Below are 22,765 nucleotides of genomic sequence, written 5' to 3'. Positions count from 1 at the left end.
CCGTAAGGGCGGAAGGGGCCAACAGCGCCGCCGCATCGAATGGATAAGCTCACAGCCTCAAATCCCAGCCCAGCCCAAAGATCATGCCCCCGGGATTTCGTGAAGAACCAGACAAAAGCGGGTCGCCGTACGGGCGAGTCAACTGTCTGCAGGCGTCTCTAGCAGCAAGCTGCGAAACTCACTCAGTGGCAGTGGCCGGCTGTGCAAATACCCCTGATACAAAAAGCATCCCTGGCGTTCCAGAAACTCCAACTGCTCCGACTGCTCCACGCCTTCGGCAATCACCGCCAGATCCAAGCTGCGCGCCATGGCCACGATGGCCCGGACGATTTCTGCATCGTTGGGGTCCTGTGGGGCGTCGCGCACGAACGACTGGTCGATCTTCAGTGCGTCTACCGGCAGGCGCTTGAGGTAGGTCAGTGACGAGTACCCAGTACCGAAATCATCCATGGCAAAGCTCACCCCGTAGCGCTTGAGCTCGCGCATCTTGTTGATCGTGTCTTCCAGGTTCTGGATAACGATACCTTCGGTGATCTCCAGCTTGAGCATTTTGTAGGGCAGCCCGAAGTCGTCGAGGCTGCGCAGGACTCGCTCGACAAAGTCATTCTGGCGAAACTGGCGAGGGCTGATGTTCACGCACAGGCTGAAGTCTTCGGCGTCGATCAAGCGGTCACGCAACATGCCCGCGCAAGCATCGCAGGCTTCGTCGAGTATCCAGCTTCCCACCTCGAGAATCAGGCCGCTTTCTTCCAGCACCTGGATGAACTGCGACGGCGGCTGTTGACCCAGTTGCGGGTGATGCCAGCGAAGCAATACTTCGGCGCCGACAATGCGATTGTCACGGGCATCGACCTGAGGCTGGAAATGCAGGGTCAGTTCGCCGCGGGCCAGTGCCAGGCGCAGGTCGCTTTCCATGCGCAAGCGCTCACTGGCAGCCTTTTGCATGGTGGCATGGAACAACTGGGTGGTGTTGCGCCCGGAGTCCTTGGCGCGATACAGGGCAATGTCGGCGCGTTTGAGCAGGTCGGCCGGGGTCGAGCCGTGATCGGGAATCAGCGCCACGCCGATACTGGGGGTCACCTGGAGGCGTTGACCATCCAGGAACATGGGCTCGGCCAGTAATTCCCGCAGGGTATCTGCCAGTTCGCGGACTTTGTCCGTAACCTCGTCGCGACTGCCTTCCAGACCGCTGAGCAGCACCACGAATTCGTCGCCGCCCAGACGTGCCACGGTGTCCTCCAGGCGTACGCTGGCTTCCAGGCGCGCGGTGATGATTTTCAGCACCGTGTCACCCACTGGATGACCAAGGGAGTCGTTGATGTGCTTGAAGTGGTCGAGATCGAGGAACAACAGTGCACCGCGCAAATTGTGACGCTTGAGCAGGGCGATCTGCTGGCTAAGACGGTCCATCAGCAACGCGCGGTTGGGCAAGTTGGTCAGCGGATCATGGTAGGCAAGGTGACGGATCTGCGCCTGGGCATTCTTGAGCTGGCTGACATCGCGGGCGGTCAGTAGCAGGCACTGCGTTTCGTTCAGGGTAATCGGTTCGATCGAAACCTCGACGGTGAGGATGTCTCCACCCTTGTGACGCCCGAGCATTTCCCGGTGGTGTACCCGACCTTTTTCCTGGAACTCGGCAATCAACACGGCACGCTGCTTTTCGTCTGCCCAGATGCCAATGTCGTACACGGAGCGTCCGATCACTTCTTGGGTGCTGTAGCCGGTCAGCCGGCAGAATCCGTCGTTGACTTCGAGATAACGACCGCTTTCGAGCTCGGTAATGGTGATGGCGTCGGGGCTGGAGTGAAATGCCTTGGCGAACTTTTCCTCGCTGGCCTTGAGTGCAGCCTCGGCCCGTTGCTGCTGGGTAATGTCACGCAGCGTGGTGACGCTGCAGGGCTGTTCGTCGACCGTGATCAAGCGACTGGAAATTACGCAGGTCAGCGGCTGCCCGTCTTTATGGTTGATCACCACCGCGACATTGTTCAGGGCCTCGTCACGAATGACCTGTTCGATACGCCGTGCGCGCTCGGCCGATTCCGCCCACAAGCCGATTTCCTCGGCGGTATGGTTGATCACATCGGCGGCATTCCAGCCAAAGGTCTGGGTAAACGCAGGGTTGATTTCGATGAACTGGCCGCTGTCTTGGCGTGTCACGCAGATGGGGTCGGGGCTGGCCTGGAACAGGCTGGCGAACTTTTCCTCCGAGCTGGTCAGGCGTTGTTCGCGCTCTACCTGGTCGGTGATGTCGAGCAGGGTGCCGGCCATGCGCAACGGATTGCCCTGCGGGTCGCGGTACAAGCGCGCACGGCTTTCGATATAGCGCGAGGTGCCGTTTTCCAGCTGGATCCGGTAGGTGATCTGGTAGTTGCCGGCCGGTCCTTCGCGAAGGCTGCGATAGGCCTTGCGCATGGTATTGCGCTCTTGCTCCGGCACACCTTCGAAGAATGCGTCGAAGGACTCATGGAACGGCTCAGGGTCCAGACCGTGCAGCTCGGCAGCACGTGCCGAGCCATAGAGCATGCCGCTGGGAATGTGCCAGTCCCAGGTGCCCATCTGGGCTGAATCCAGGGCCAGGTCCAGGCGCTCCTGGCTGTCTTTGAGGGCCTGCTCGCCACGTTTGCGTTCACTGGTGTCGACGAAGGTGCTGAGCAGGTACACCGTGCCTTGAAGCTCGATGCTCTGAGTGCTGAGGATGCCGTCATGGATTTTGCCGTTGCTGGCGCAGAACTGTACTTCCAGGGTTGCCGGGCCATGGCTGTTGCGTGTCGCTTCAAGCACGCTTTGGCGTTGCTGAGGGTTGGCCCACAGGCCGATTTCGATGGTGGTCCGGTTGATAACTTGAGCGCCTGACCAGCCGAGCGTTTGCTCGAAATGCTGGTTGACCTCATAAATCAGGCCGTCGGATCGGCGGGTCAGTAGCACCACGTTCGGACTTAGGTGAAACAGAGTGGCAAAGCGCTTTTCCGAATTGATCAGCGCGGTTTCGCGCTCACGCTGGCGGGTTATCTCGCGGATCACGCCAATCATCTGTGGGCGTCCGTGCTTGTCCTTGGCCAGACTGCCATTGATCTCCAGCCAGTGCATGCTGCCGTCTGGCCAGCGAATGCGGTGGCGCAGGGCTTGCTCGACCGGCTCGCCATTGATAACCGCATTGAAGGCTTGCAGCGTGCGGGCACGGTCCTCCACTGGCAACAGATCGAGATAGTCCAGGTCATTGGGCAAGGGTTGCTGAGGGTCGAAGCCAAACAATGCCTGGGTGCCGCGCGACCAACTGATCTGGCCTGTCTCGACATCCCAGAACCAGGCGCCCAGGCGCGCGCCATTCAACGCCGCCAGTAGTTGCGGTGCATTTTCCCAGGTCTGCTCCAACGCCTGGGGGTCTGCCGCATGGATGCGCGGCAGACGCGGAAAGCGGTTTGCTGATTTGGGCATCGAGACCAGACCTTTGGCGGTGGCACGTCCTTGAGTGTCATTCTGAGCGGTTGTTACCCGGATTCAGCGTTGCCTGCATGGCCGTCGAGCAGGGCCATAAAGGCTTTCGCCGCATTCGATAGCGTTCGCTCAGTGTGCAGAATGTAGCCTAGTTGGCGCGTTAGCTGTATGCCCGGTAAAGCGATAGGCGCGACTTGCTCGTCGAGCATAGTACGCGGCAGCACACTCCACGCCAGGCCAATGGAAACCATCATTTTTATGGTCTCCAGGTAGTTGGTGCTCATGGCGATGTTGGGCGTGAGCCCCTGGGCTTCGAACAGGCGCTGGACAATATGGTGGGTAAAGGTGTTGCCGCCGGGAAATACCGCCGGAAGGTGGGCAATGTCTGCCAGCTTGACCGCATTGTTTCGGGCCAGTGGATGTTCGGGAGCGGCGACGAAATCCAGCGGGTCGTCCCACACCGGCACCGCGCGAACCAGGTGGTGGGGCTCTGGGGCCAGCGTGATCACCGCGATTTCGGCGCGACCATGGAGAATCTCTTCGTATGCCACTTCCGAGTCGAGAAACTGGATATCCAAAGCCACTGCCGGATATTGCCGCGTAAAGGCCCGCAACAAGGGGGGCAGGCGGTGCAGGCCGATATGGTGACTGGTGGCCAGGGTCAGCCGCCCGCTGACCTCACCGGTGAGGTTGGTCAAGGCCCGGCGTGTGTCGTCCAGTACATTGAGGATCTGGTAGGCGCGCGGGAGCAGGGCGCGCCCGGCTTCGGTCAGGTTGACCTCGCGACCCAAGCGATCGAACAAGCGCACATCCAGTTGTTGCTCAAGCCCGGCAATGCGTTTGCTGATTGCCGGCTGCGTCAGGTGCAGGCGTTCGCCCGCGCCGGAGAAGCTGCCGGTTTCAGCAATGGCAATGAAGGCATTGAGGTTGGCCAGGTCCAAAACTCGGATTCCTTTTGGTTATCCAAACTATAAAAATTATGAATTTGAGTTATTCAATCTAACCTCATAGCATCGTCCGTACAAGCCAAGTGGTTATTGGCATAGAAAGACGCTGATGAGGAAACGTCTGATGGCCGGCAAAACGCTCTACGACAAGCTCTGGGATTCGCATTTGGTCAAACAGCGCGACGATGGTTCGGCGCTGATCTACATCGACCGTCACATCATTCACGAAGTGACGTCGCCGCAGGCCTTCGAAGGCCTGCGGTTGGCCCAACGCAAACCTTGGCGCATCGATGCCAACATCGCCACGCCTGATCACAACGTGCCGACCACCCCTGAGCGCAAGGGTGGTATCGACGCCATCGTCGACCAAGTCTCGCGCCTGCAGGTACAGACCCTCGACGAAAACTGCGACGAGTATGGCATCACCGAATTCAAGATGAATGATGTGCGTCAGGGCATCGTTCACGTCATTGGCCCAGAGCAGGGCGCAACCTTGCCAGGCATGACCGTGGTCTGCGGCGACTCGCATACCTCAACTCACGGTGCCTTTGGCGCACTGGCCCATGGCATCGGCACCTCGGAAGTCGAGCATGTGCTCGCTACCCAGTGCCTGGTTGCGAAAAAGATGAAGAACATGCTGGTGCGGGTTGAAGGCCAGCTGCCGTTTGGCGTGACTGCCAAAGACATCGTGCTGGCAGTGATTGGCAAGATCGGCACCGCCGGTGGCAACGGTCACGCGATGGAATTTGCCGGTAGCGCGATTCGCGACCTGTCCGTCGAAGGCCGCATGACCATTTGCAACATGTCCATCGAAGCCGGTGCCCGTGTTGGTCTGGTTGCGACCGACGAAAAAACTGTCGCCTACGTCAAAGGTCGTCCCTATGCGCCAAAAGGCGAGCAATGGGATCAGGCTGTCGCCGCCTGGAAAGACCTGGTTTCCGATGCCGATGCCGTGTTCGATACGGTGATTGAGTTGGACGCTGCGCAGATCAAGCCGCAAGTCAGCTGGGGTACTTCGCCGGAAATGGTCCTGGCGGTCGATCAGCGCGTTCCCGATCCGGCTGCCGAGGCCGATCTGGTCAAGCGTGGCTCGATCGAGCGCGCCTTGAAGTACATGGGGTTGAGTGCCAATCAGGCGATCACCGACATCCAGTTGGATCGCGTCTTCATTGGTTCATGCACCAACTCGCGGATCGAAGATCTGCGCGCTGCTGCCGAAATAGCCAAAGGCCGCAAGGTTGCCTCGACGGTCAAGCAAGCCATCGTCGTACCTGGCTCGGGCCTGGTCAAAGCCCAGGCCGAGAAAGAAGGCCTGGACAAGATTTTCCTCGAAGCCGGTTTCGAATGGCGTGAGCCGGGTTGCTCCATGTGCCTGGCAATGAACCCGGACCGCCTGGAGAGCGGCGAGCATTGTGCTTCCACCTCCAACCGTAACTTCGAAGGCCGTCAGGGCGCGGGTGGACGTACCCATCTGGTGAGCCCTGCGATGGCTGCCGCCGCCGCGGTAACCGGTCGTTTTGTAGACGTACGCGAGTTGATTCAAGGGAGCGCAGCATGAAAGCTTTTACCCAGCACACTGGCCTTGTCGCGCCTTTGGACCGTGCCAACGTTGACACCGACCAGATTATTCCCAAGCAATTCTTGAAATCGATCAAGCGCACCGGCTTCGGCCCGAACCTGTTCGATGAGTGGCGTTACCTGGATGTGGGGCAGCCCTATCAGGACAACAGCAAGCGTCCACAAAACCCGGACTTCGTTCTCAACCATGAACGCTACCAGGGCGCCAGCGTATTGCTTGCCCGTGAGAACTTCGGTTGTGGTTCGAGCCGCGAGCACGCGCCGTGGGCCCTTGAAGAGTACGGTTTCCGCAGCATCATTGCGCCGAGCTATGCCGACATTTTCTTCAACAACAGCTTCAAGAACGGCCTGTTGCCAATCATTCTCAGCGATGAGGAAGTGGATGAGTTGTTCAAACAGGTGGAAGCCGATCCTGGCTATCAACTGACCATCGACTTGCAGGCACAAACCGTCACCCGGCCTGACGGCAAGGTACTGAGCTTTGAAGTCGATGCGTTTCGCAAGCACTGCCTGTTGAACGGTTTGGATGACATCGGTTTGACCTTGCAGGATGCCGATGCCATTGCCGCTTTCGAAGCCAAGCACCGCGCCAGTCAGCCGTGGTTGTTTCGTGACGTTTGATTGAGCCACTGCCGGGCAAGCCCACCCCCCCCACAAGGATTGCTGTGGGGGTTCAAGGAGATGCACATGACCAGCACCACCCATACCGATGTTGTCCAGCGCCAGTTCGGCGAGCAGGCCAATGCCTACCTGAGCAGTGCGGTGCACGCTCAGGGCAGCGAGTTTGCCTTGTTGCAGGCGGAGCTCGCCGGGCAAGGCCGTGCGCGCTTGCTGGACTTGGGGTGTGGGGCTGGGCATGTGAGTTTTCACGTAGCCCCGCTGGTGCGTGAAGTGGTGGCCTACGACCTGTCACAGCAAATGCTCGATGTGGTCGCGGCGACCGCTGTCGAGCGGCGCTTGGAAAATATCGTCACCGAGTGCGGTGTTGCCGAACGCCTGCCGTTTGCCGATGCCAGCTTCGATTACGTCTTCAGCCGCTATTCGGCGCACCACTGGAGCGACCTGGGGTTGGCCCTGCGCGAAGTGCGCCGGGTACTCAAGCCAGGTGGCGTGGCGGCCTTCATCGATGTGATTTCGCCAGGCAGCCCGTTGCTCGACACCTATCTGCAAAGCGTCGAGGTCCTGCGTGATACCAGCCATGTGCGCGATTATTCGGCGGCGCAGTGGCTGCAGCAAATCAGTGAGGCCGGCTTGTCTGCGCGCAGCCACACGCGCCAGCGTTTGCGTCTTGAGTACAGCTCGTGGGTCGAGCGCATGCGCACCCCACAAGTGATGCGTGACGCAATACGCCATTTGCAGCAGGCGATGGGCGAAGAAGTACGGCAGTATTACCAGATTGAAGCCGACGGCTCGTTCAGCACCGATGTGCTGGTGCTGTGGGCAGAGCGCTGATTTATTTCCGACAGGCCAGTACGGCGTGTCGCTTGATTCGAACAAGAGGAACCCATGAGCAAGCAGATTCTGATTCTCCCTGGTGATGGTATCGGTCCGGAAATCATGGCCGAGGCGGTCAAGGTACTGGAGCTGGCCAACGATAAGTTCCAGCTTGGTTTCAGCCTGTCCCATGACGTGATCGGTGGCGCTGCCATCGACAAGCACGGCGTGCCGCTGGCCGATGAGACCCTGGAGCGTGCGCGCCAGGCCGACGCGGTATTGCTCGGTGCCGTGGGTGGGCCGAAATGGGACAAGATCGAGCGTGATATTCGCCCTGAGCGCGGCCTGTTGAAGATCCGTTCGCAGTTGGGGCTGTTCGCCAACCTGCGCCCCGCCATACTGTATCCACAGCTGGCCGACGCTTCTTCGCTCAAGCCAGAGATCGTTGCCGGCCTGGACATCCTCATCGTTCGCGAGTTGACTGGCGGTATCTACTTCGGCGCACCACGTGGCACCCGCGAGCTGGAAGGCGGTGAGCGTCAGTCCTACGACACCCTGCCTTACAGCGAAAGTGAAATCCGCCGTATTGCCCGTGTCGGTTTCGACATGGCCCGCGTGCGCGGCAAGAAACTCTGCTCGGTGGACAAGGCCAACGTCCTGGCCTCCAGCCAGTTGTGGCGTGAAATCGTCGAAGAAGTGGCCAAGGACTACGCGGATGTGGAACTCAGCCACATGTACGTCGATAACGCCGCCATGCAATTGGTACGCGCACCCAAGCAGTTCGACGTCATGGTTACCGATAACATGTTTGGTGACATCCTGTCGGATGAAGCTTCCATGCTCACCGGCTCCATTGGCATGCTGCCTTCAGCGTCCCTGGATGCCAACAACAAAGGCATGTACGAGCCGTGCCACGGCTCTGCGCCAGATATCGCCGGACAAGGCATCGCCAACCCTCTGGCAACCATTTTGTCGGTGTCGATGATGCTGCGTTACAGCTTCAATCAACAGGCGGCAGCCCAGGCAATTGAAACGGCTGTCAGTCAGGTGCTGGATAAGGGGCTGCGCACGGGCGACATCTGGTCGGCCGGTTGCAGCAAGGTAGGTACGCAGGAAATGGGCGACGCAGTAGTCGCAGCGCTGCGGAATCTGTAATCTCTCGGGCCCGCTGCTGTTTTTCCTTGTGAAGCAGCGGCCCACTTTTTAGCAAAGGTGTAGTTGCGATGAAACGTGTAGGTCTGATCGGTTGGCGCGGTATGGTCGGTTCCGTGCTCATGCAGCGGATGCTGGAAGAGCAGGATTTCGATCTCATCGAGCCGGTGTTCTTCACCACTTCCAACGTAGGTGGACAGGGTCCGGCTGTGGGCAAGGACATTGCTCCGCTCAAGGACGCATACAGCATTGAAGAGCTCAAGACCCTCGATGTAATCCTGACCTGTCAGGGTGGCGACTACACCAGCGAAGTATTCCCCAAGCTGCGCGAAGCCGGCTGGCAGGGCTACTGGATCGATGCCGCCTCCAGCCTGCGCATGCAGGATGACGCGGTCATTGTTCTGGATCCGGTCAACCGCAAGGTGATCGATCAGCAACTCGACGCTGGCACCAAGAACTACATTGGTGGCAACTGCACCGTCAGCTTGATGCTGATGGGCTTGGGCGGCCTGTTCGAGGCAGGCCTGGTCGAGTGGATGAGTGCCATGACCTACCAGGCAGCGTCCGGTGCTGGTGCACAGAACATGCGCGAGCTGATCCGTCAGATGGGCGCCACTCACGCGGCCGTGGCGGATGATCTGGCCAATCCGGCCAGCGCAATCCTCGACATCGACCGCAAGGTCGCCGAAGCCATGCGCAGCGAAGCCTACCCGACGGAAAACTTCGGTGTTCCGCTGGCGGGCAGCCTGATCCCCTGGATCGACAAGGAACTGCCTAACGGTCAAAGCCGTGAAGAGTGGAAAGCTCAGGCCGAGACCAACAAGATTCTCGGTCGCTTCAAGAGCCCGATCCCGGTTGACGGCATCTGCGTGCGCATCGGTGCAATGCGTTGCCACAGCCAGGCGCTGACCATCAAGCTGAACAAAGATGTGCCGATCGCCGATATCGAAGGCATGATCAGCCAGCACAACCCATGGGTCAAACTGGTGCCTAACCAGCGTGAGATCAGCATGCAGGAGCTCAGCCCGACCAATGTCACCGGCACGTTGAACATTCCGGTGGGACGTCTGCGCAAGCTGAACATGGGTTCGCAGTACCTGGGTGCCTTTACTGTGGGCGACCAGTTGCTGTGGGGCGCGGCCGAGCCGCTGCGTCGCATGCTGCGGATTCTGCTGGAGCGTTGATCTGACGCCGGCGGTAGCCAAGGCCCGTGCTGGTGACAGCACGGGCTTTTTTTGTTGCTATCAATAGAGCCGGCAGGAACGGGCTTGCTGTGCAATTGTGGTGTAAAGTGCCGCTCCCGCCGTTCCAGCAGAGGATTTCCCCATGAGCCAGCCTATTGATATTGCCGTTATCGGTGCCACCGGTACTGTTGGTGAAACCCTTGTGCAAATTCTTGAAGAGCAGGATTTTCCAGTGGGTACCCTGCACTTGCTGGCCAGCAATGAATCGGCCGGCAGCGGTGTGATGTTTCGCAGCAAAAGCCTGCGAGTCCGTGAAGTCGACAGTTTTGACTTCACCAAGGTCAAGCTGGTGTTTTTCGCTGCCGGCCCCGCCGTTACCCGCAGCTTTGCCCCGCGAGCCCAGGCCGCCGGTTGTGCCGTGATTGATCTGTCAGGTGGCTTGTCTGCCGAGGCGGCGCCGGCGCTGGTTCCAGAGGCCAATGCCGCACGGCTCGAAAAACTGACTCCGCCAGTGCAGGTGAGCAGCCCAAGCGCTGCAGCAGTGGCCTTGTCGGTAGCCCTGGCGCCGTTGAAGGGCTTGCTCGATATCGAGCGCATCAACGTAGCAGCATGCCTGGCCGTGTCGGCCCAAGGCCGTGAAGCGGTAAACGAGTTGGCCCGCCAGACCGCAGAGCTGCTTAACGCGCGTCCGCTGGAACCGCGTTTCTTCGATCGACAAATGGCCTTCAACCTGTTGGCGCAGGTCGGCGCAAACGATACCGATGGGCATGGCGCGCTCGAGCGCCGACTGGTCGCTGAGTTGCGCGAAGTGCTGGGCTTGCCGGCGCTGAAGATTTCCGTCAGTTGCATTCAAGTCCCGGTGTTTTTCGGCGATAGCTACAGTGTCTCGGTACAAAGCCGTAAAGCGGTTGATCTGGCCGCGGTCAACGCCGCGCTTGAGGCGGCTGACAGCATAGAACTGGTCGAGGAGGGTGACTATCCCACTCCGGTAGGTGACGCGGTTGGGCAGGACGTGGTCTATGTTGGACGAGTACGCGGTGGAATCGACGAGGTCGAGCAGCTCAACCTCTGGTTGACCACCGACAATGTGCGCAAGGGCGCGGCCTTGAACGCCGTGCAATTGGCGCAATTGTTGATAAAACATGTTGTGTAAAAGATACTTGCAGCTAATTTTTACCGAGAAATTGCTCGGTTGCCGGGGACGGTTCATTCAAAGGAAGAGGTCATGCTTCGAATTCGCAAACTGGTCTTAGCAATAGCCGCGGCGTCGGCGCTGTCGTCCGGTATGGCGCATGCCCTCGGTTTGGGTGAGCTGACCCTCAAGTCGGCGCAGAATCAGCCGCTGGATGCCGAAATCGAACTGCTCGATGTTCGCGACCTCACCGCCGCCGAGATGGCCCCGAGCCTGGCGCCGCCTGAAGAATTTGCCAAGGCCGGGATTGAACGTCCGACCTACCTCAATGACCTGATTTTCACCCCGGTGATCAACCCCAACGGCAAGAGTGTCTTGCGGGTGACTTCAAGTCAGGCGTTGCCGGCGCCGATGGTCAAATTCCTGGTCCAGGTGATGTGGCCCAGTGGCCGCCTGTTGCGCGATTACAGTGTCCTGGTCAACCAGGCTGCCCTGCCGGGTGCCAAGCCTGAATCGGCGATCAGTCCGGCGGTAAGCGCGCCAGGCAACTACACCACGGTGCGTCGTGACACATTGTGGGAGATTGCATCGAAAGCCCGTCAGGGCGGCTCGGTACAGCAGACAATGCTGGCAATCCAGGCGTTGAACCCCGATGCCTTTATCAACGGCAATATCAACTTACTCAAAACCGGTCAGGTCTTGCGCTTGCCCGATCAGCAACAGGTCATGAGTATTCCTCAAGGCCAGGCGGTAGCCGAAGTTGCAGAGCAGTACGCCGCTTGGCGGGAAGGACGACGACTGGGGCCGCGTGCCCGACAGCTCGACGCCACTCGCCGCACCGCTGCCGAGGCGGCGCCGGCGCGAATTGCCAATCAGGACAATCTGCGTCTGGTAGCGCCGGGTAGCAAAGCGGCAGCCAGTGACGGTAAGGCGGTCAGCGATAAGCTTGCGCTGGCGCAAGAGAGCCTCGACACCTCGCGGCGTGACAATACTGAACTGAAAAGCCGTATGAGCGATCTGCAGAGCCAGCTGGACAAGCTGGAGCGTTTGATTGCCTTGAAAAATGATCAATTGGCCAGGCTCGAAGCCCAGGGTGCAGCTGGCCAGGAACCGGCCACCGGCACCCCGGCGCAGCCTGCCATAGCGGCCCAGTTGCAATCAGCATCGGGTGAGCCGGTCGTTGCTCCAGCGCCTGCTGCGGTCGATACCGCACCGCTGGACGCTTCCACCCCTGCCACCGAAGAGGCTGCTCCGAGCAGCACCCTCGACGACGTGCTTGGCAACCCGACCATGCTCGCGTTGATCGGCGCCTCTGCGTTGTTGGTGCTGCTGCTGTTGCTGTTGCTGCTGGCGCGTAAGCGCAAGGCTGACCAGGAGGCGGAAAAACACTTGCGCATGGCGCGTGCACTGGCTGAAGAGAGTGAGCGCAACCCGGACCTAGACTTGCCGCCGAGCAGCTTCGAGGGCCTGGAAGTGCCAGCGCCTAGCGTTACCCTGGCGCCAGCGGTGGTGGCAGCCTCTGCCGCAGCTGCCAGCGCGGCTGAAGCTTCTGGCGTGGCATCCAGCGCGGCCGCAGCAAAACCCGTCGAAGCACCTGTTCAACCGCAACCTATGGCTGCGCCGCTGGTGGCGCCCGCTGCTGAAGCTGCCCCCGCCCCCGTCCCAAGCGGCGATGCCTTGCTCGACGAGGTGGAATTGAGTATCGCCCGGGGCCGCTTGAACCACGCCGCCGACCTTCTGGAACCTGCCGTCGCAGCAGCGCCGGGGCGCAGCGATTTGCGCCTGAAGTTGATGGAGGTGTATGCACGTCAGGGTGATCGTGATGCCTTCGTTGGTCATGAGCGTCAACTGATTGCCAACGGCCAGAACCACGCGGATGTCGAAGCGCTGAAAAGCCGCTTCCCAGCTATGGTTGCGCTGGCGGCAGCGGGTGGTATCGGCGCGGCCGCGCTGGCGGCGCAAATGGACGCCCAATATGTCCAGGCGTTGCTGCAAGATGAGCCGCAGGCGCAGCCAGAGCCGGTCATCGAGCCCGAGCCTGAAGCGATTGTCGACCAGGAGCTGGACAGCGCTTTTGACCTGAGCCTGGAAGACGACCTGCAGGGTCTGGAACTGACCGAGCCCCTGCAGCTTGGCGAGTCGGCACCTGAAATCGAAGTGGACGTTGCGCCCGAGCCTGTAATCGAACCGGTAGTCATTGAGCCGGCATTTGACGAGCCGCTGGTTGAGCCTGCTCCGGTGACGCTCGACGATTTGGCTGATTTCGATCTCGACGTCGCTGCCGATCCGATTGCCGCGCTGCCGCAAAGCGAGCCCGTTGATATTGCTGCCGAGTTGGCTGCCTTCGACGAAACCATGCCGGAGTTCGATTCGCTGAGCGAACTGGACCTGCCGGAAGATTTCGATCTTTCGCTGTCTCTGGATGACGACTCGGCCGCGGCCAAGAGCTTTGCTTCCGAGCTGGATGACGTCAACGCCGAGCTCGACAAGTTGTCCCAGAGCTTGGAGCAACCGTCGATCGAGCCGCATTTTACGGCTGAAGACGCCATGAGTGACGATCTGGGCGACGATCTCGAGTTCGACTACCTCGGTGGGGCCGATGAGGCAGCCACCAAGCTCGACCTGGCGCGCGCATACATCGACATGGGCGACCATGATGGCGCCCGTGACATTCTTGATGAAGTACGCAAGGAGGGCAATGATGCCCAGAAGGGGGAAGCGGAGGAGATGCTGTCGCGTCTGGTCTGAGTCTTGCCCTTGCACGTCCAACGGCAGCCCTCGAGGCTGCCGTTGTCGTTATAATTCCCGCCATCTGCTTAATCGACAGGCTGTATCTTCTTGGAAATCATTGATAACACGGTTGCTGAATCGGCGGCCGAAGGCTTCTCCCGTATTGCCCTGGGTGTTGAATACAAAGGCTCGCGCTACCGTGGTTGGCAGCGTCAGGCCGATGGTGTGCCGAGTGTCCAGCAGACCCTGGAGGAAGCCCTGTCCAAAGTTGCCGATTCGCCCGTTACCCTGCTGTGTGCCGGGCGTACCGACGCCGGGGTCCACGCCTGCGGGCAGGTCGTGCATTTCGACACACAGGTCGTGCGCAGCATGAAAGCCTGGACAATGGGCGCCAATATCAACTTGCCTCATGACATCAGCGTGGCGTGGGCAAAAGAGATGCCGGCCAATTTTCATGCTCGCTTCAAGGCCATAGCCCGGCGCTATCGCTATGTGATTTACAACGACCAGATTCGCCCGGCGCACATGGGTCAGGAAGTGACCTGGAACCACCGTCCGCTGGATGTCGAGCGCATGGCCCTGGCTGCCGACTATCTGGTGGGTACCCATGACTTCAGTGCCTTTCGCGCCGGTCAATGCCAGGCCAAGTCGCCGATCAAGAACATCCACCACCTGCGGGTTAGCCGTCACGGCAAGATGATTGTCCTGGATATTCGCGCCAGCGCCTTCCTTCACCATATGGTGCGTAACATCGCTGGCGTGTTGATGACGATCGGTGCTGGTGAGCGTCCGGTGGAGTGGGCCAAAGAAGTCCTGGAAAGCCGTGAGCGGCGCACCGGGGGAGTTACTGCTCATCCGTTCGGCTTGTACCTGGTGCAAGTGGAGTACCACGATGAGTTTCAGTTGCCCGAGCGTTACATTGGCCCACACTTTCTCACCGGTTACGAAACGCTGGCGGCTGACGACCCACTAGCCATTTGCTAAGATCCGGAGCCTTCCAGATCAGCCAGGGTTCACAGGTCATGAGCGCAGTTCGCAGCAAAATCTGTGGTATTACTCGCATTGAAGATGCGTTGGCGGCGGCTGAGGCTGGCGCCGATGCCATAGGCCTGGTGTTTTATGCCAAGAGCCCGCGCGCGGTAGATGTGCAGCAGGCGCGGGCAATTATTGCCGCCTTGCCACCGTTCGTGACCACCGTGGGCCTGTTCGTCAACGTCAGTCGCTGTGAACTGACCGAAATCCTCGAAGCGGTACCATTGGATTTGCTGCAATTTCATGGGGATGAAACCCCGGCTGATTGTGCCGGTCATAACAGGCCGTGGATCAAGGCCTTGCGCGTGCGTCCCGGTGACGACCTCGAAGCGGCCTGCAAGCTGTACAGCGGTGCCAGCGGGATTCTTCTCGACACCTACGTCGCTGGTGTGCCGGGCGGCACGGGTGAGGCGTTCGACTGGTCGTTGGTGCCGGAAAAACTGAGCAAGCCGATTATTCTTGCCGGTGGTTTGTCGCCGCACAACGTTGCCAGTGCCATCGCTCAGGTGCGCCCTTATGCAGTAGATGTCAGTGGCGGAGTGGAACAGGCCAAGGGCATCAAGGACAGCGCCTTGATCGAGGCTTTTATCAAGGCGGTGAAGCAGGCGTGAAAACGTCTGCCGTTGTCGATGTGACGGCTGGCCGTGCGCCATCGTCCATAGCTTTCGCAGCCAATTGCTGCCTGATCGCGCCCATGGGCCGGTCGAAATTGCCGGGTGTCGCCGTTGGCGTCGCCCTTACAGGTTGGCGATGGAGCGGTATCAGGGCACCTCGCTGTATGTGGGGCGCCGGAGCCGGCCCATCATCGCTTCATACATGAATTGAGCTCAAGGGCATACGCGCGAACCTGACAGCCTAAGCCTGTCGGTCGTCGTTACTGGAGAAAGAAAGCATGAGCAACTGGTTAGTAGACAAACTGATCCCTTCGATCATGCGTTCCGAGGTGAAGAAGAGTTCCGTGCCGGAAGGGTTGTGGCACAAGTGCCCGTCCTGCGAAGCGGTCCTGTATCGCCCGGAGCTGGAAAAGACCCTGGATGTTTGCCCTAAGTGCAACCACCACATGCGCATCGGCGCCCGTGCGCGTATCGATATTTTCCTTGATGCCGAAGGTCGTGCCGAGCTGGGCGCCGACCTGGAGCCGGTCGACCGCCTGAAATTCCGTGATGGCAAGAAGTACAAGGACCGCCTGACCGCTGCACAGAAGCAAACGGGCGAAAAAGACGCGCTGATCTCCATGAGCGGTACCTTGCTGGGCATGCCCGTTGTCGTCAGCGCCTTCGAGTTCTCGTTCATGGGTGGTTCGATGGGGGCCATCGTCGGTGAGCGCTTTGTTCGCGCTGCCAACTATGCTCTGGAAAACCGCTGCCCAATGGTGTGCTTCTCGGCCTCCGGTGGCGCCCGTATGCAGGAAGCGCTGATCTCGCTGATGCAGATGGCCAAGACCTCCGCAGTGCTTGCACGCTTGCGCGAAGAGGGAATTCCATTCATCTCGGTGTTGACTGATCCCGTCTACGGCGGTGTTTCGGCAAGTCTGGCAATGCTGGGTGACGTTATTGTCGGTGAACCCAAGGCGCTGATCGGCTTCGCAGGTCCTCGTGTCATCGAGCAGACCGTGCGAGAAAAACTGCCAGAAGGCTTCCAGCGCAGCGAGTTCCTCCTGGAGCACGGCGCAATCGACATGATCATTCCGCGTCAGGAATTGCGTCATCGCCTGGGTAATCTGCTCGCACAAATGATGGGCCTGCCGACGCCGAAGTTCGTCGAGCCAGTGCTTGAACCGATCGTCGTACCACCGGTGCCTGCCAACGTATGACCCAACGTACCCTTGGCGACTGGCTCGCCTATCTCGAGCAGTTGCACCCCTCGGCCATCGATATGGGCCTGGCGCGTTCGCAACAGGTTGCGGCCAGGCTCGGGCTGGACAAGCCGGCGCCACGGGTCGTCACCGTGACCGGCACCAATGGCAAGGGCTCGACCTGCGCCTTCGTGGCGGCGTTGTTGCGGGCCCAGGGCCTCAAGGTCGGGGTCTATAGCTCGCCACACCTGCTGCGCTACAACGAGCGTGTGCTGATCGACGGCCGTGAGGCCGGCGATCAGCAACTGTGTGATGCGTTTGCTGCTGTTGAAGCCGCTCGCGGTGAAACGTCGCTGACCTATTTCGAGGCCGGAACCCTGGCGGCCTTCTGGCTGTTCAAGCAGTCGGCTCTGGATGCCGTGGTGCTTGAAGTCGGCTTGGGCGGGCGGCTGGATACCGTCAATATCGTCGATGCCGATGTGGCGCTGGTTACCAGCATTGGTGTCGACCATACCGATTACCTGGGCGATACCCGCGAGTCGGTGGCATTTGAAAAAGCCGGTATTTTCCGTCAGGGCAAGCCTGCGCTGTGTGGTGATCTGAATCCGCCACAGCCACTACTCGACAAGGTCCGTGAGCTGGGTTGTCCCTTCCTGCTGCGTGGTCGTGATTTCGACCTGGCCTGTACCGATCAGTATTGGCAGTGGCGGGGCGTGGATAGCCGCGGCCAGCAGGTCGAGCTGCACGATCTGCCATTGCTCGACCTGCCAATGGAAAACGCAGCGCTGGCGCTGCAAGCCTATCTGCTGATGGATCTGCCTTGGGATGCCGGGCAGATCGCCGCGGTGTTGCAATCCACGCGCATGGTCGGTCGTCTGGATCGTCGCGCATTTCGCTGGCAAGGCAAGGCGTTGACTATCCTCATGGATGTCGGCCATAACCCCCATGCAGCCGAGTACCTGGCGCAGCGCCTGGCTGCAAGGCCGGTGGCGGGCAAGCGTCTGGCCGTGTTCGGTCTTCTCGTCGACAAGGATCTGGACGGTGTGGTGCAACCGATGTTGGGTGCGGTTCAGCGTTGGGCGGTTGCGCCTCTGGATACGGCTCGCAGTCGGTCGGCAGGCGAGCTCGAAGTGACCCTGGCGAACCTCGGTGCCGAGGTGGCGTCTTATTCCAGCGTGGCGCAAGCTCTCGACGGGCAGTGTGCGCTGGCAACGGCAGAAGATGAAATTCTCCTGTTCGGATCGTTTTTCTGTGTCGGCGAGGCCCTACAGTGGCTGGATCGGCAGACCACGGAGGAAGAAGCAAATGGCATTGCTGGATAAAGTGGTCAAGCAACGGATGGTCGGGGCGCTGGTGCTGGTGGCATTGGCGGTGATTTTCCTGCCGATGTTGTTTTCCCGGGAAGACGAGATGCGCCAGGTGCGGGTCCAGGCCCCTGACGCACCCGCAGCGCCAAGCATGCCCCAGGTGCAGGTCGAACCGGTGCAGGTGCCGGAGCCCAAGGTACTGCCAGAAGAAAACCCGGTGATCGTCGATGAGTCCACGGCGCCAGCCCAGACCCCGAGCGCACCTATCGCCCCTGCGCCGAGCGTTGTGCCTGAGCCCGTGCCAGCTCCCGCTCCGGCTGTAGCGGCCAAGCCTGTGACACCGCCGCCAGCGGCCAAGCCACAAGCGCAGCCGGCACCTGCCGTTGCCACTGCGGCCAAGCCTGCGGCAGGCAAGATCGACGCCAATGGCCTGCCAGTCAGTTGGTCGGTGCAATTGGCCAGTCTGTCCAATCGGGCTGGGGCCGACAACCTGCAGAAAACTCTGCGCAGCCAGGGTTATAACGCCTACATTCGTTCTGCCGGTGGCATGAACCGGGTGTACGTCGGACCGTTGATCGAGCGTGCCGAGGCCGAGCGTCTGCGGGATGTGATCAGCCGCCAGCAGAAGCTCAACGGCATTGTCGTGCGCTTCCAGCCCGAGCGCAGCTGAGTGTTCGTCGCCCGGACCGCGCCGGGCGGCAAATCACTGCTTACCGACAGCCCGTTGCTCTGGTAAAATGCGCCGCCTTATCCGTTTGCAGGCAACACTGTGGCATTTACCTGGGTCGACTGGGCGATTTTCGCGATCATCGCCATTTCTTCGCTTATCAGTCTCAAGCGCGGCTTTGTCAAAGAGGCCTTGTCGCTGCTTACCTGGATCATTGCCGGCGCTGTAGCCTGGATGTTCGGTGGCTCGCTGTCGCAGTACCTGGAGTCTTACATCCAGACGCCTTCGGCCCGGGTCATCGCGGGATGCGCCATTCTTTTCGTCGCCACCCTGCTGGTGGGGGCCATGATCAATTTTCTCATCGGCGAGCTGATTCGCGTCACCGGGCTTTCCGGGACCGACCGCTTCCTGGGCATGGCATTCGGTGCCGCCCGTGGGGCCTTGCTGGTGGTGGTGGCCGTCGGGCTGTTGAGCCTAGGGCCAGTACAACAAGATCAGTGGTGGCAGGATTCTCGCCTGATACCACAATTTCTATTGGTAGCTGACTGGTCGAAAAACCTCATCCTGGGGTTCACCAGTCAGTGGCTAGCCAGCGGGATCAGCGCACCGGCTGATCTTCCGTTCAAGGAACAGCTCCTGGGGCCAAAAACGCCTTGAGAGCTGCTCAGTCCAGTTTCATTAAGTAGGGGTTGCGTCGCATGTGTGGCATCGTCGGTATCGTCGGTAAGTCGAACGTCAATCAGGCGCTGTATGACGCGCTAACCGTCCTCCAGCACCGCGGCCAGGACGCTGCCGGTATTGTGACCAGTCATGATGGCCGGTTATTCCTGCGCAAGGACAACGGCCTGGTCCGTGACGTATTTCAACAGCGCCATATGCAGCGCCTGGTCGGCCACATGGGCATTGGCCATGTGCGCTACCCGACTGCGGGCAGCTCGACCTCAGCCGAGGCCCAGCCGTTCTACGTCAACTCGCCGTACGGCATCACTCTGGCGCACAACGGTAACCTGACCAACGTTGAACAGTTGGCCAAGGAGATCTACGAGTCCGATCTGCGTCACGTCAATACCAACTCCGACTCCGAAGTCCTGCTCAATGTCTTCGCTCATGAGCTGGCGGTGCGCGGCAAGCTGCAGCCGACCGAAGAAGACGTATTCGCCGCCGTGACCGACGTGCACAACCGTTGCGTTGGCGGCTACGCGGTGGTGGCGATGATTACCGGTTACGGCATCGTTGGTTTCCGTGACCCTAACGGTATCCGTCCAATCGTTTTCGGCCAGCGTCATACCGACGAAGGCGTCGAGTACATGATCGCCTCCGAAAGCGTTTCGCTGGACGTGCTCGGTTTCACCCTGATCCGCGACCTGGCCCCGGGCGAAGCGGTTTACATCACCGAAGAAGGCAAGCTGCACACCCGTCAGTGCGCAACCAACCCGCAATTGTCACCGTGCATCTTCGAGCACGTTTACCTGGCTCGCCCTGACTCGATCATCGACGGCGTCTCGGTCTACAAGGCACGCCTGCGCATGGGCGAAAAACTTGCCGAGAAGATCCTGCGTGAGCGTCCGGAACATGATATCGACGTGGTCATCCCGATTCCCGACACCAGCCGTACCGCCGCTCTCGAGCTGGCCAACCACCTGGGCGTCAAGTTCCGTGAAGGTTTCGTCAAGAACCGCTACATCGGCCGTACCTTCATCATGCCCGGCCAGGCCGCGCGCAAGAAATCGGTGCGCCAGAAGCTCAACGCCATCGAGCTGGAATTCCGCGGCAAGAACGTGATGCTGGTGGATGACTCGATTGTCCGCGGCACCACCTGCAAGCAGATCATCCAGATGGCCCGCGAAGCCGGAGCGAAGAACGTTTACTTCTGCTCGGCAGCGCCAGCGGTGCGTTTCCCCAACGTCTACGGCATCGACATGCCGAGCGCTCATGAACTGATCGCGCACAATCGCAGCACTGAAGATGTGGCCGAGCTGATCGGCGCCGACTGGCTGGTCTACCAGGACCTGCCGGACCTCATCGAATCCGTGGGTGGTGGCAAGATCAAGATTGAGCATTTCGACTGCGCAGTGTTCGACGGCAAGTATGTGACCGGCGACATTGACGAGGCCTACCTGGAAAAGATCGAGCAGGCGCGTAACGACGCCTCCAAGGTCAAGAACCAGGCGGTCAGCGCGATCATCGACCTCTACAATAATTGATTTAGGAGTGGCGGCATGACACAGGAATGGGATGCCGGACGCCTGGACAGCGACCTCGAAGGGGTCGCTTTCGATACGCTGGCGGTACGCGCCGGCCAGCATCGCACGCCGGAAGGTGAGCACAGCGATCCGCTGTTCTTCACCTCCAGCTACGTGTTCCGTACAGCGGCCGATGCCGCTGCACGGTTCGCCGGCGAGGTTCCAGGTAACGTCTATTCACGCTACACCAACCCCACCGTACGTGCGTTCGAAGAGCGCATGGCTGCTCTGGAAGGCGCTGAGCAAGCAGTGGCGACGTCCACCGGTATGTCGGCGATCCTGTCCACGGTAATGGCCTTGTGCAGCGCTGGTGACCATATCCTGGTCTCGCAGAGCGTATTCGGCTCGACCATCAGCCTGTTCGAGAAGTATTTCAAGCGCTTTGGCGTGCAGGTCGATTACGTACCGCTGGCGGATCTGGCCGGCTGGGATGCGGCAATCAAGGCCAATACCAAGCTGTTGTTCGTCGAGTCGCCGTCCAATCCGCTGGCCGAGCTTGTGGATATTGCGGCACTGGCCGAAATCGCCCACGCCAAAGGTGCTCAACTGGTGGTCGACAACTGCTTCAGCACACCGGCCTTGCAGCAACCGCTGAAGCTGGGTGCCGATATCGTCGTGCATTCGGCCACCAAGTTCATCGATGGCCAAGGCCGTTGCATGGGCGGTGTGGTTGCCGGGCGAAGCGAGCAGATGAAAGAGGTCGTGGGCTTTTTGCGCACTGCGGGGCCATCGTTGAGTCCGTTCAACGCCTGGATCTTCCTCAAGGGCCTGGAAACGCTCAATTTGCGTATGCGCGCCCACTGTGCCAGCGCGCAGATTCTGGCTGAATGGCTGGAACAGCAGGACGGTATCGAAAAGGTTCACTACGCGGGGCTGCAGAGCCATCCACAGCATGCTCTGGCGAAAAGCCAGATGAGCGGCTTTGGGGCGGTGGTCAGCTTTGAGGTCAAGGGTGGCAAAGAGGGCGCCTGGCGCTTCATCGATGCCACGCGCCTGATCTCGATCACCGCCAACCTTGGTGACAGCAAGACCACCATCACTCATCCGGGTACCACGTCCCACGGCCGTTTGTCGCCGCAGGAGCGAGAGGCCGCCGGTATCCGCGACAGCCTGATTCGCGTGGCTGTGGGCCTGGAAGATGTAGCCGACCTCAAGGCCGATCTGGCCCGCGGTCTGGAAGCGCTGTGATCGACTGGTCAGCGGGCGACAGCAACCATAACGGTCGCGTCGCCCTGGTGACCGGTGCGGCACGCGGCATCGGCCTGGGCATTACTGCCTGGCTGATCGCCGAGGGCTGGCAGGTGGTGCTTACCGACCTGGATCGGGTACGCGGCGCCAAGGCGGCCAAGGTACTGGGAGACAACGCCTGGTTCATCGGCATGGATGTCGCCGACGAGACTCAGGTGAAGGTCACAGTGGCTGAAGTACTTGGCCAGTTTGGTCGTCTCGACGCTCTGGTGTGCAATGCCGCCATTGCCGATCCGCACAACACCACCCTGGAAACCCTGAGCCTTGCGCACTGGAACCGGGTGCTGGCGGTCAATCTGGGTGGTCCGATGCTATTGGCCAAGCACTGTGCGCCGTATTTGCGTGCCCACGGCGGTGCGATCGTCAATCTGGCCTCTACCCGTGCTGCGCAATCGGAGCCCGACACCGAAGCTTATGCGGCCAGCAAGGGTGGCCTGCTGGCGCTGACCCATGCCCTGGCGATGAGCCTGGGGCCTGAAATTCGCGTCAATGCTGTAAGCCCCGGCTGGATCGACGCACGCGACCCCTCGGAGCGTCGTGCCGAGCCGCTGAGTGAAGAAGATCATGCTCAGCACCCGGCGGGCAGGGTAGGGACGGTAGAAGACGTTGCAGCCATGGTTGCCTGGTTGTTGTCGCGCAATGCCGGCTTTGTCACTGGCCAGGAGTTCGTGGTCGACGGCGGTATGACCAAGAAGATGATCTACAAGTAACACTGCTTTTTTGCCCTTTTTGAAAAAAACTTCAACAGGGGTATTGACTTAGCATCGATACCTGCGTAAATTTCGCCACCTCAGCGAAGCACACGGGTGATTAGCTCAGCCGGGAGAGCATCTGCCTTACAAGCAGAGGGTCGGCGGTTCGATCCCGTCATCACCCACCAC

Annotated in this window: 18 protein-coding genes and 1 tRNA gene; 17 read left to right on the top strand and 2 right to left on the bottom strand. The window is 60.2% G+C overall.

What is annotated here, in order from left to right:
- Positions 1-138 precede the first annotated feature (138 nt).
- Complete coding sequence (locus V0R60_RS26575; RefSeq protein ID WP_330080960.1) at positions 139-3,435, bottom strand: sensor domain-containing protein; 3,297 nt, start codon at positions 3,433-3,435, stop codon at positions 139-141.
- 53 nt (positions 3,436-3,488) lie between these two features.
- Positions 3,489-4,376 (bottom strand): LysR family transcriptional regulator, encoded by an 888-nt coding sequence (locus tag V0R60_RS26570; protein ID WP_136475204.1) that lies wholly within the window; start codon positions 4,374-4,376, stop codon positions 3,489-3,491.
- Positions 4,377-4,506: 130 nt separating this feature from the next.
- On the opposite strand from V0R60_RS26570, the gene leuC reads away from it, so the two are divergent.
- The 17 genes from leuC (at position 4,507) to V0R60_RS26485 (ending at position 22,764) form a co-directional block, all read left to right on the top strand.
- Positions 4,507-5,940 (top strand): 3-isopropylmalate dehydratase large subunit, encoded by a 1,434-nt coding sequence (gene leuC, locus V0R60_RS26565; protein WP_136475205.1) that lies wholly within the window; start codon positions 4,507-4,509, stop codon positions 5,938-5,940.
- Positions 5,937-6,581 carry a 3-isopropylmalate dehydratase small subunit gene (leuD, locus tag V0R60_RS26560; protein ID WP_136475206.1) on the top strand — a complete coding sequence of 215 codons (645 nt, stop codon included), beginning with the start codon at positions 5,937-5,939 and terminating at the stop codon, positions 6,579-6,581. Before leuC ends, leuD begins: the two co-directional genes overlap by 4 nt.
- A gap of 66 nt (positions 6,582-6,647) precedes the next feature.
- Entirely contained in the window at positions 6,648-7,412 is a 765-nt protein-coding gene (locus V0R60_RS26555) for a class I SAM-dependent methyltransferase (RefSeq protein ID WP_136475207.1), read from the top strand.
- A 54-nt stretch (positions 7,413-7,466) separates the two neighbouring features.
- Complete coding sequence (gene leuB / locus V0R60_RS26550; protein ID WP_136475208.1) at positions 7,467-8,549, top strand: 3-isopropylmalate dehydrogenase; 1,083 nt, start codon at positions 7,467-7,469, stop codon at positions 8,547-8,549.
- A gap of 68 nt (positions 8,550-8,617) precedes the next feature.
- Positions 8,618-9,730 (top strand): aspartate-semialdehyde dehydrogenase, encoded by a 1,113-nt coding sequence (gene asd, locus V0R60_RS26545; protein ID WP_128326044.1) that lies wholly within the window; start codon positions 8,618-8,620, stop codon positions 9,728-9,730.
- 142 nt (positions 9,731-9,872) lie between these two features.
- Positions 9,873-10,883, top strand: coding sequence for an aspartate-semialdehyde dehydrogenase (locus V0R60_RS26540; protein WP_330080961.1), 1,011 nt, complete (start codon positions 9,873-9,875; stop codon positions 10,881-10,883).
- 72 nt (positions 10,884-10,955) lie between these two features.
- Positions 10,956-13,610, top strand: coding sequence for a FimV/HubP family polar landmark protein (locus V0R60_RS26535; protein ID WP_330080962.1), 2,655 nt, complete (start codon positions 10,956-10,958; stop codon positions 13,608-13,610).
- Between the two features lie 90 nt (positions 13,611-13,700).
- Positions 13,701-14,576 (top strand): tRNA pseudouridine(38-40) synthase TruA, encoded by an 876-nt coding sequence (gene truA / locus V0R60_RS26530; RefSeq protein ID WP_136475211.1) that lies wholly within the window; start codon positions 13,701-13,703, stop codon positions 14,574-14,576.
- A gap of 38 nt (positions 14,577-14,614) precedes the next feature.
- Positions 14,615-15,235 carry a phosphoribosylanthranilate isomerase gene (locus V0R60_RS26525; protein ID WP_136475212.1) on the top strand — a complete coding sequence of 207 codons (621 nt, stop codon included), beginning with the start codon at positions 14,615-14,617 and terminating at the stop codon, positions 15,233-15,235.
- Positions 15,236-15,516: 281 nt separating this feature from the next.
- Positions 15,517-16,437, top strand: a complete 921-nt coding sequence (gene accD, locus V0R60_RS26520) for an acetyl-CoA carboxylase, carboxyltransferase subunit beta (protein ID WP_136475213.1) — start codon at positions 15,517-15,519, stop codon at positions 16,435-16,437.
- Positions 16,434-17,741, top strand: a complete 1,308-nt coding sequence (gene folC / locus V0R60_RS26515) for a bifunctional tetrahydrofolate synthase/dihydrofolate synthase (protein ID WP_330080963.1) — start codon at positions 16,434-16,436, stop codon at positions 17,739-17,741. The genes accD and folC overlap by 4 nt, the downstream gene beginning before the upstream one ends.
- Complete coding sequence (locus tag V0R60_RS26510) at positions 17,725-18,396, top strand: SPOR domain-containing protein (protein WP_136475215.1); 672 nt, start codon at positions 17,725-17,727, stop codon at positions 18,394-18,396. The genes folC and V0R60_RS26510 overlap by 17 nt, the downstream gene beginning before the upstream one ends.
- Before the next feature lie 99 nt (positions 18,397-18,495).
- The gene (locus tag V0R60_RS26505) at positions 18,496-19,050 is read left to right on the top strand and encodes a CvpA family protein (protein WP_136475216.1); all 555 of its coding nucleotides are present in this window, start codon (positions 18,496-18,498) and stop codon (positions 19,048-19,050) included.
- Positions 19,051-19,091: 41 nt separating this feature from the next.
- Positions 19,092-20,597, top strand: a complete 1,506-nt coding sequence (gene purF / locus V0R60_RS26500; protein ID WP_136475217.1) for an amidophosphoribosyltransferase — start codon at positions 19,092-19,094, stop codon at positions 20,595-20,597.
- Between the two features lie 15 nt (positions 20,598-20,612).
- Entirely contained in the window at positions 20,613-21,824 is a 1,212-nt protein-coding gene (locus V0R60_RS26495) for an O-succinylhomoserine sulfhydrylase (protein WP_330080964.1), read from the top strand.
- Positions 21,821-22,594, top strand: coding sequence for an SDR family oxidoreductase (locus tag V0R60_RS26490; protein WP_136475219.1), 774 nt, complete (start codon positions 21,821-21,823; stop codon positions 22,592-22,594). The genes V0R60_RS26495 and V0R60_RS26490 overlap by 4 nt, the downstream gene beginning before the upstream one ends.
- A 94-nt stretch (positions 22,595-22,688) precedes the next feature.
- A tRNA-Val gene (locus tag V0R60_RS26485) sits at positions 22,689-22,764 on the top strand.
- The last annotated feature ends 1 nt before the right edge of the window (position 22,765 follow it).

It is taken from the genome of Pseudomonas auratipiscis (assembly GCF_036324085.1).
Lineage (GTDB): Bacteria > Pseudomonadota > Gammaproteobacteria > Pseudomonadales > Pseudomonadaceae > Aquipseudomonas > Aquipseudomonas auratipiscis.
Note: the sequence above shows the minus strand (reverse complement) of the source record. Positions and strands in the feature narration are given on the sequence as shown.

Excerpts from the sequence above, each read along its gene's own strand:
- V0R60_RS26575 (WP_330080960.1), bottom strand. The coding sequence starts at position 3,435 with ATGCCCAAATCAGCAAACCGCTTTCCGCGTCTGCCGCGCATCCATGCG.
- leuC (WP_136475205.1), top strand. The coding sequence starts at position 4,507 with ATGGCCGGCAAAACGCTCTACGACAAGCTCTGGGATTCGCATTTGGTC.
- leuD (WP_136475206.1), top strand. The coding sequence starts at position 5,937 with ATGAAAGCTTTTACCCAGCACACTGGCCTTGTCGCGCCTTTGGACCGT.
- V0R60_RS26555 (WP_136475207.1), top strand. The coding sequence starts at position 6,648 with ATGACCAGCACCACCCATACCGATGTTGTCCAGCGCCAGTTCGGCGAG.
- leuB (WP_136475208.1), top strand. The coding sequence starts at position 7,467 with ATGAGCAAGCAGATTCTGATTCTCCCTGGTGATGGTATCGGTCCGGAA.
- asd (WP_128326044.1), top strand. The coding sequence starts at position 8,618 with ATGAAACGTGTAGGTCTGATCGGTTGGCGCGGTATGGTCGGTTCCGTG.
- V0R60_RS26540 (WP_330080961.1), top strand. The coding sequence starts at position 9,873 with ATGAGCCAGCCTATTGATATTGCCGTTATCGGTGCCACCGGTACTGTT.
- V0R60_RS26535 (WP_330080962.1), top strand. The coding sequence starts at position 10,956 with ATGCTTCGAATTCGCAAACTGGTCTTAGCAATAGCCGCGGCGTCGGCG.
- V0R60_RS26525 (WP_136475212.1), top strand. The coding sequence starts at position 14,615 with ATGAGCGCAGTTCGCAGCAAAATCTGTGGTATTACTCGCATTGAAGAT.
- accD (WP_136475213.1), top strand. The coding sequence starts at position 15,517 with ATGAGCAACTGGTTAGTAGACAAACTGATCCCTTCGATCATGCGTTCC.
- folC (WP_330080963.1), top strand. The coding sequence starts at position 16,434 with ATGACCCAACGTACCCTTGGCGACTGGCTCGCCTATCTCGAGCAGTTG.
- V0R60_RS26510 (WP_136475215.1), top strand. The coding sequence starts at position 17,725 with ATGGCATTGCTGGATAAAGTGGTCAAGCAACGGATGGTCGGGGCGCTG.
- purF (WP_136475217.1), top strand. The coding sequence starts at position 19,092 with ATGTGTGGCATCGTCGGTATCGTCGGTAAGTCGAACGTCAATCAGGCG.
- V0R60_RS26495 (WP_330080964.1), top strand. The coding sequence starts at position 20,613 with ATGACACAGGAATGGGATGCCGGACGCCTGGACAGCGACCTCGAAGGG.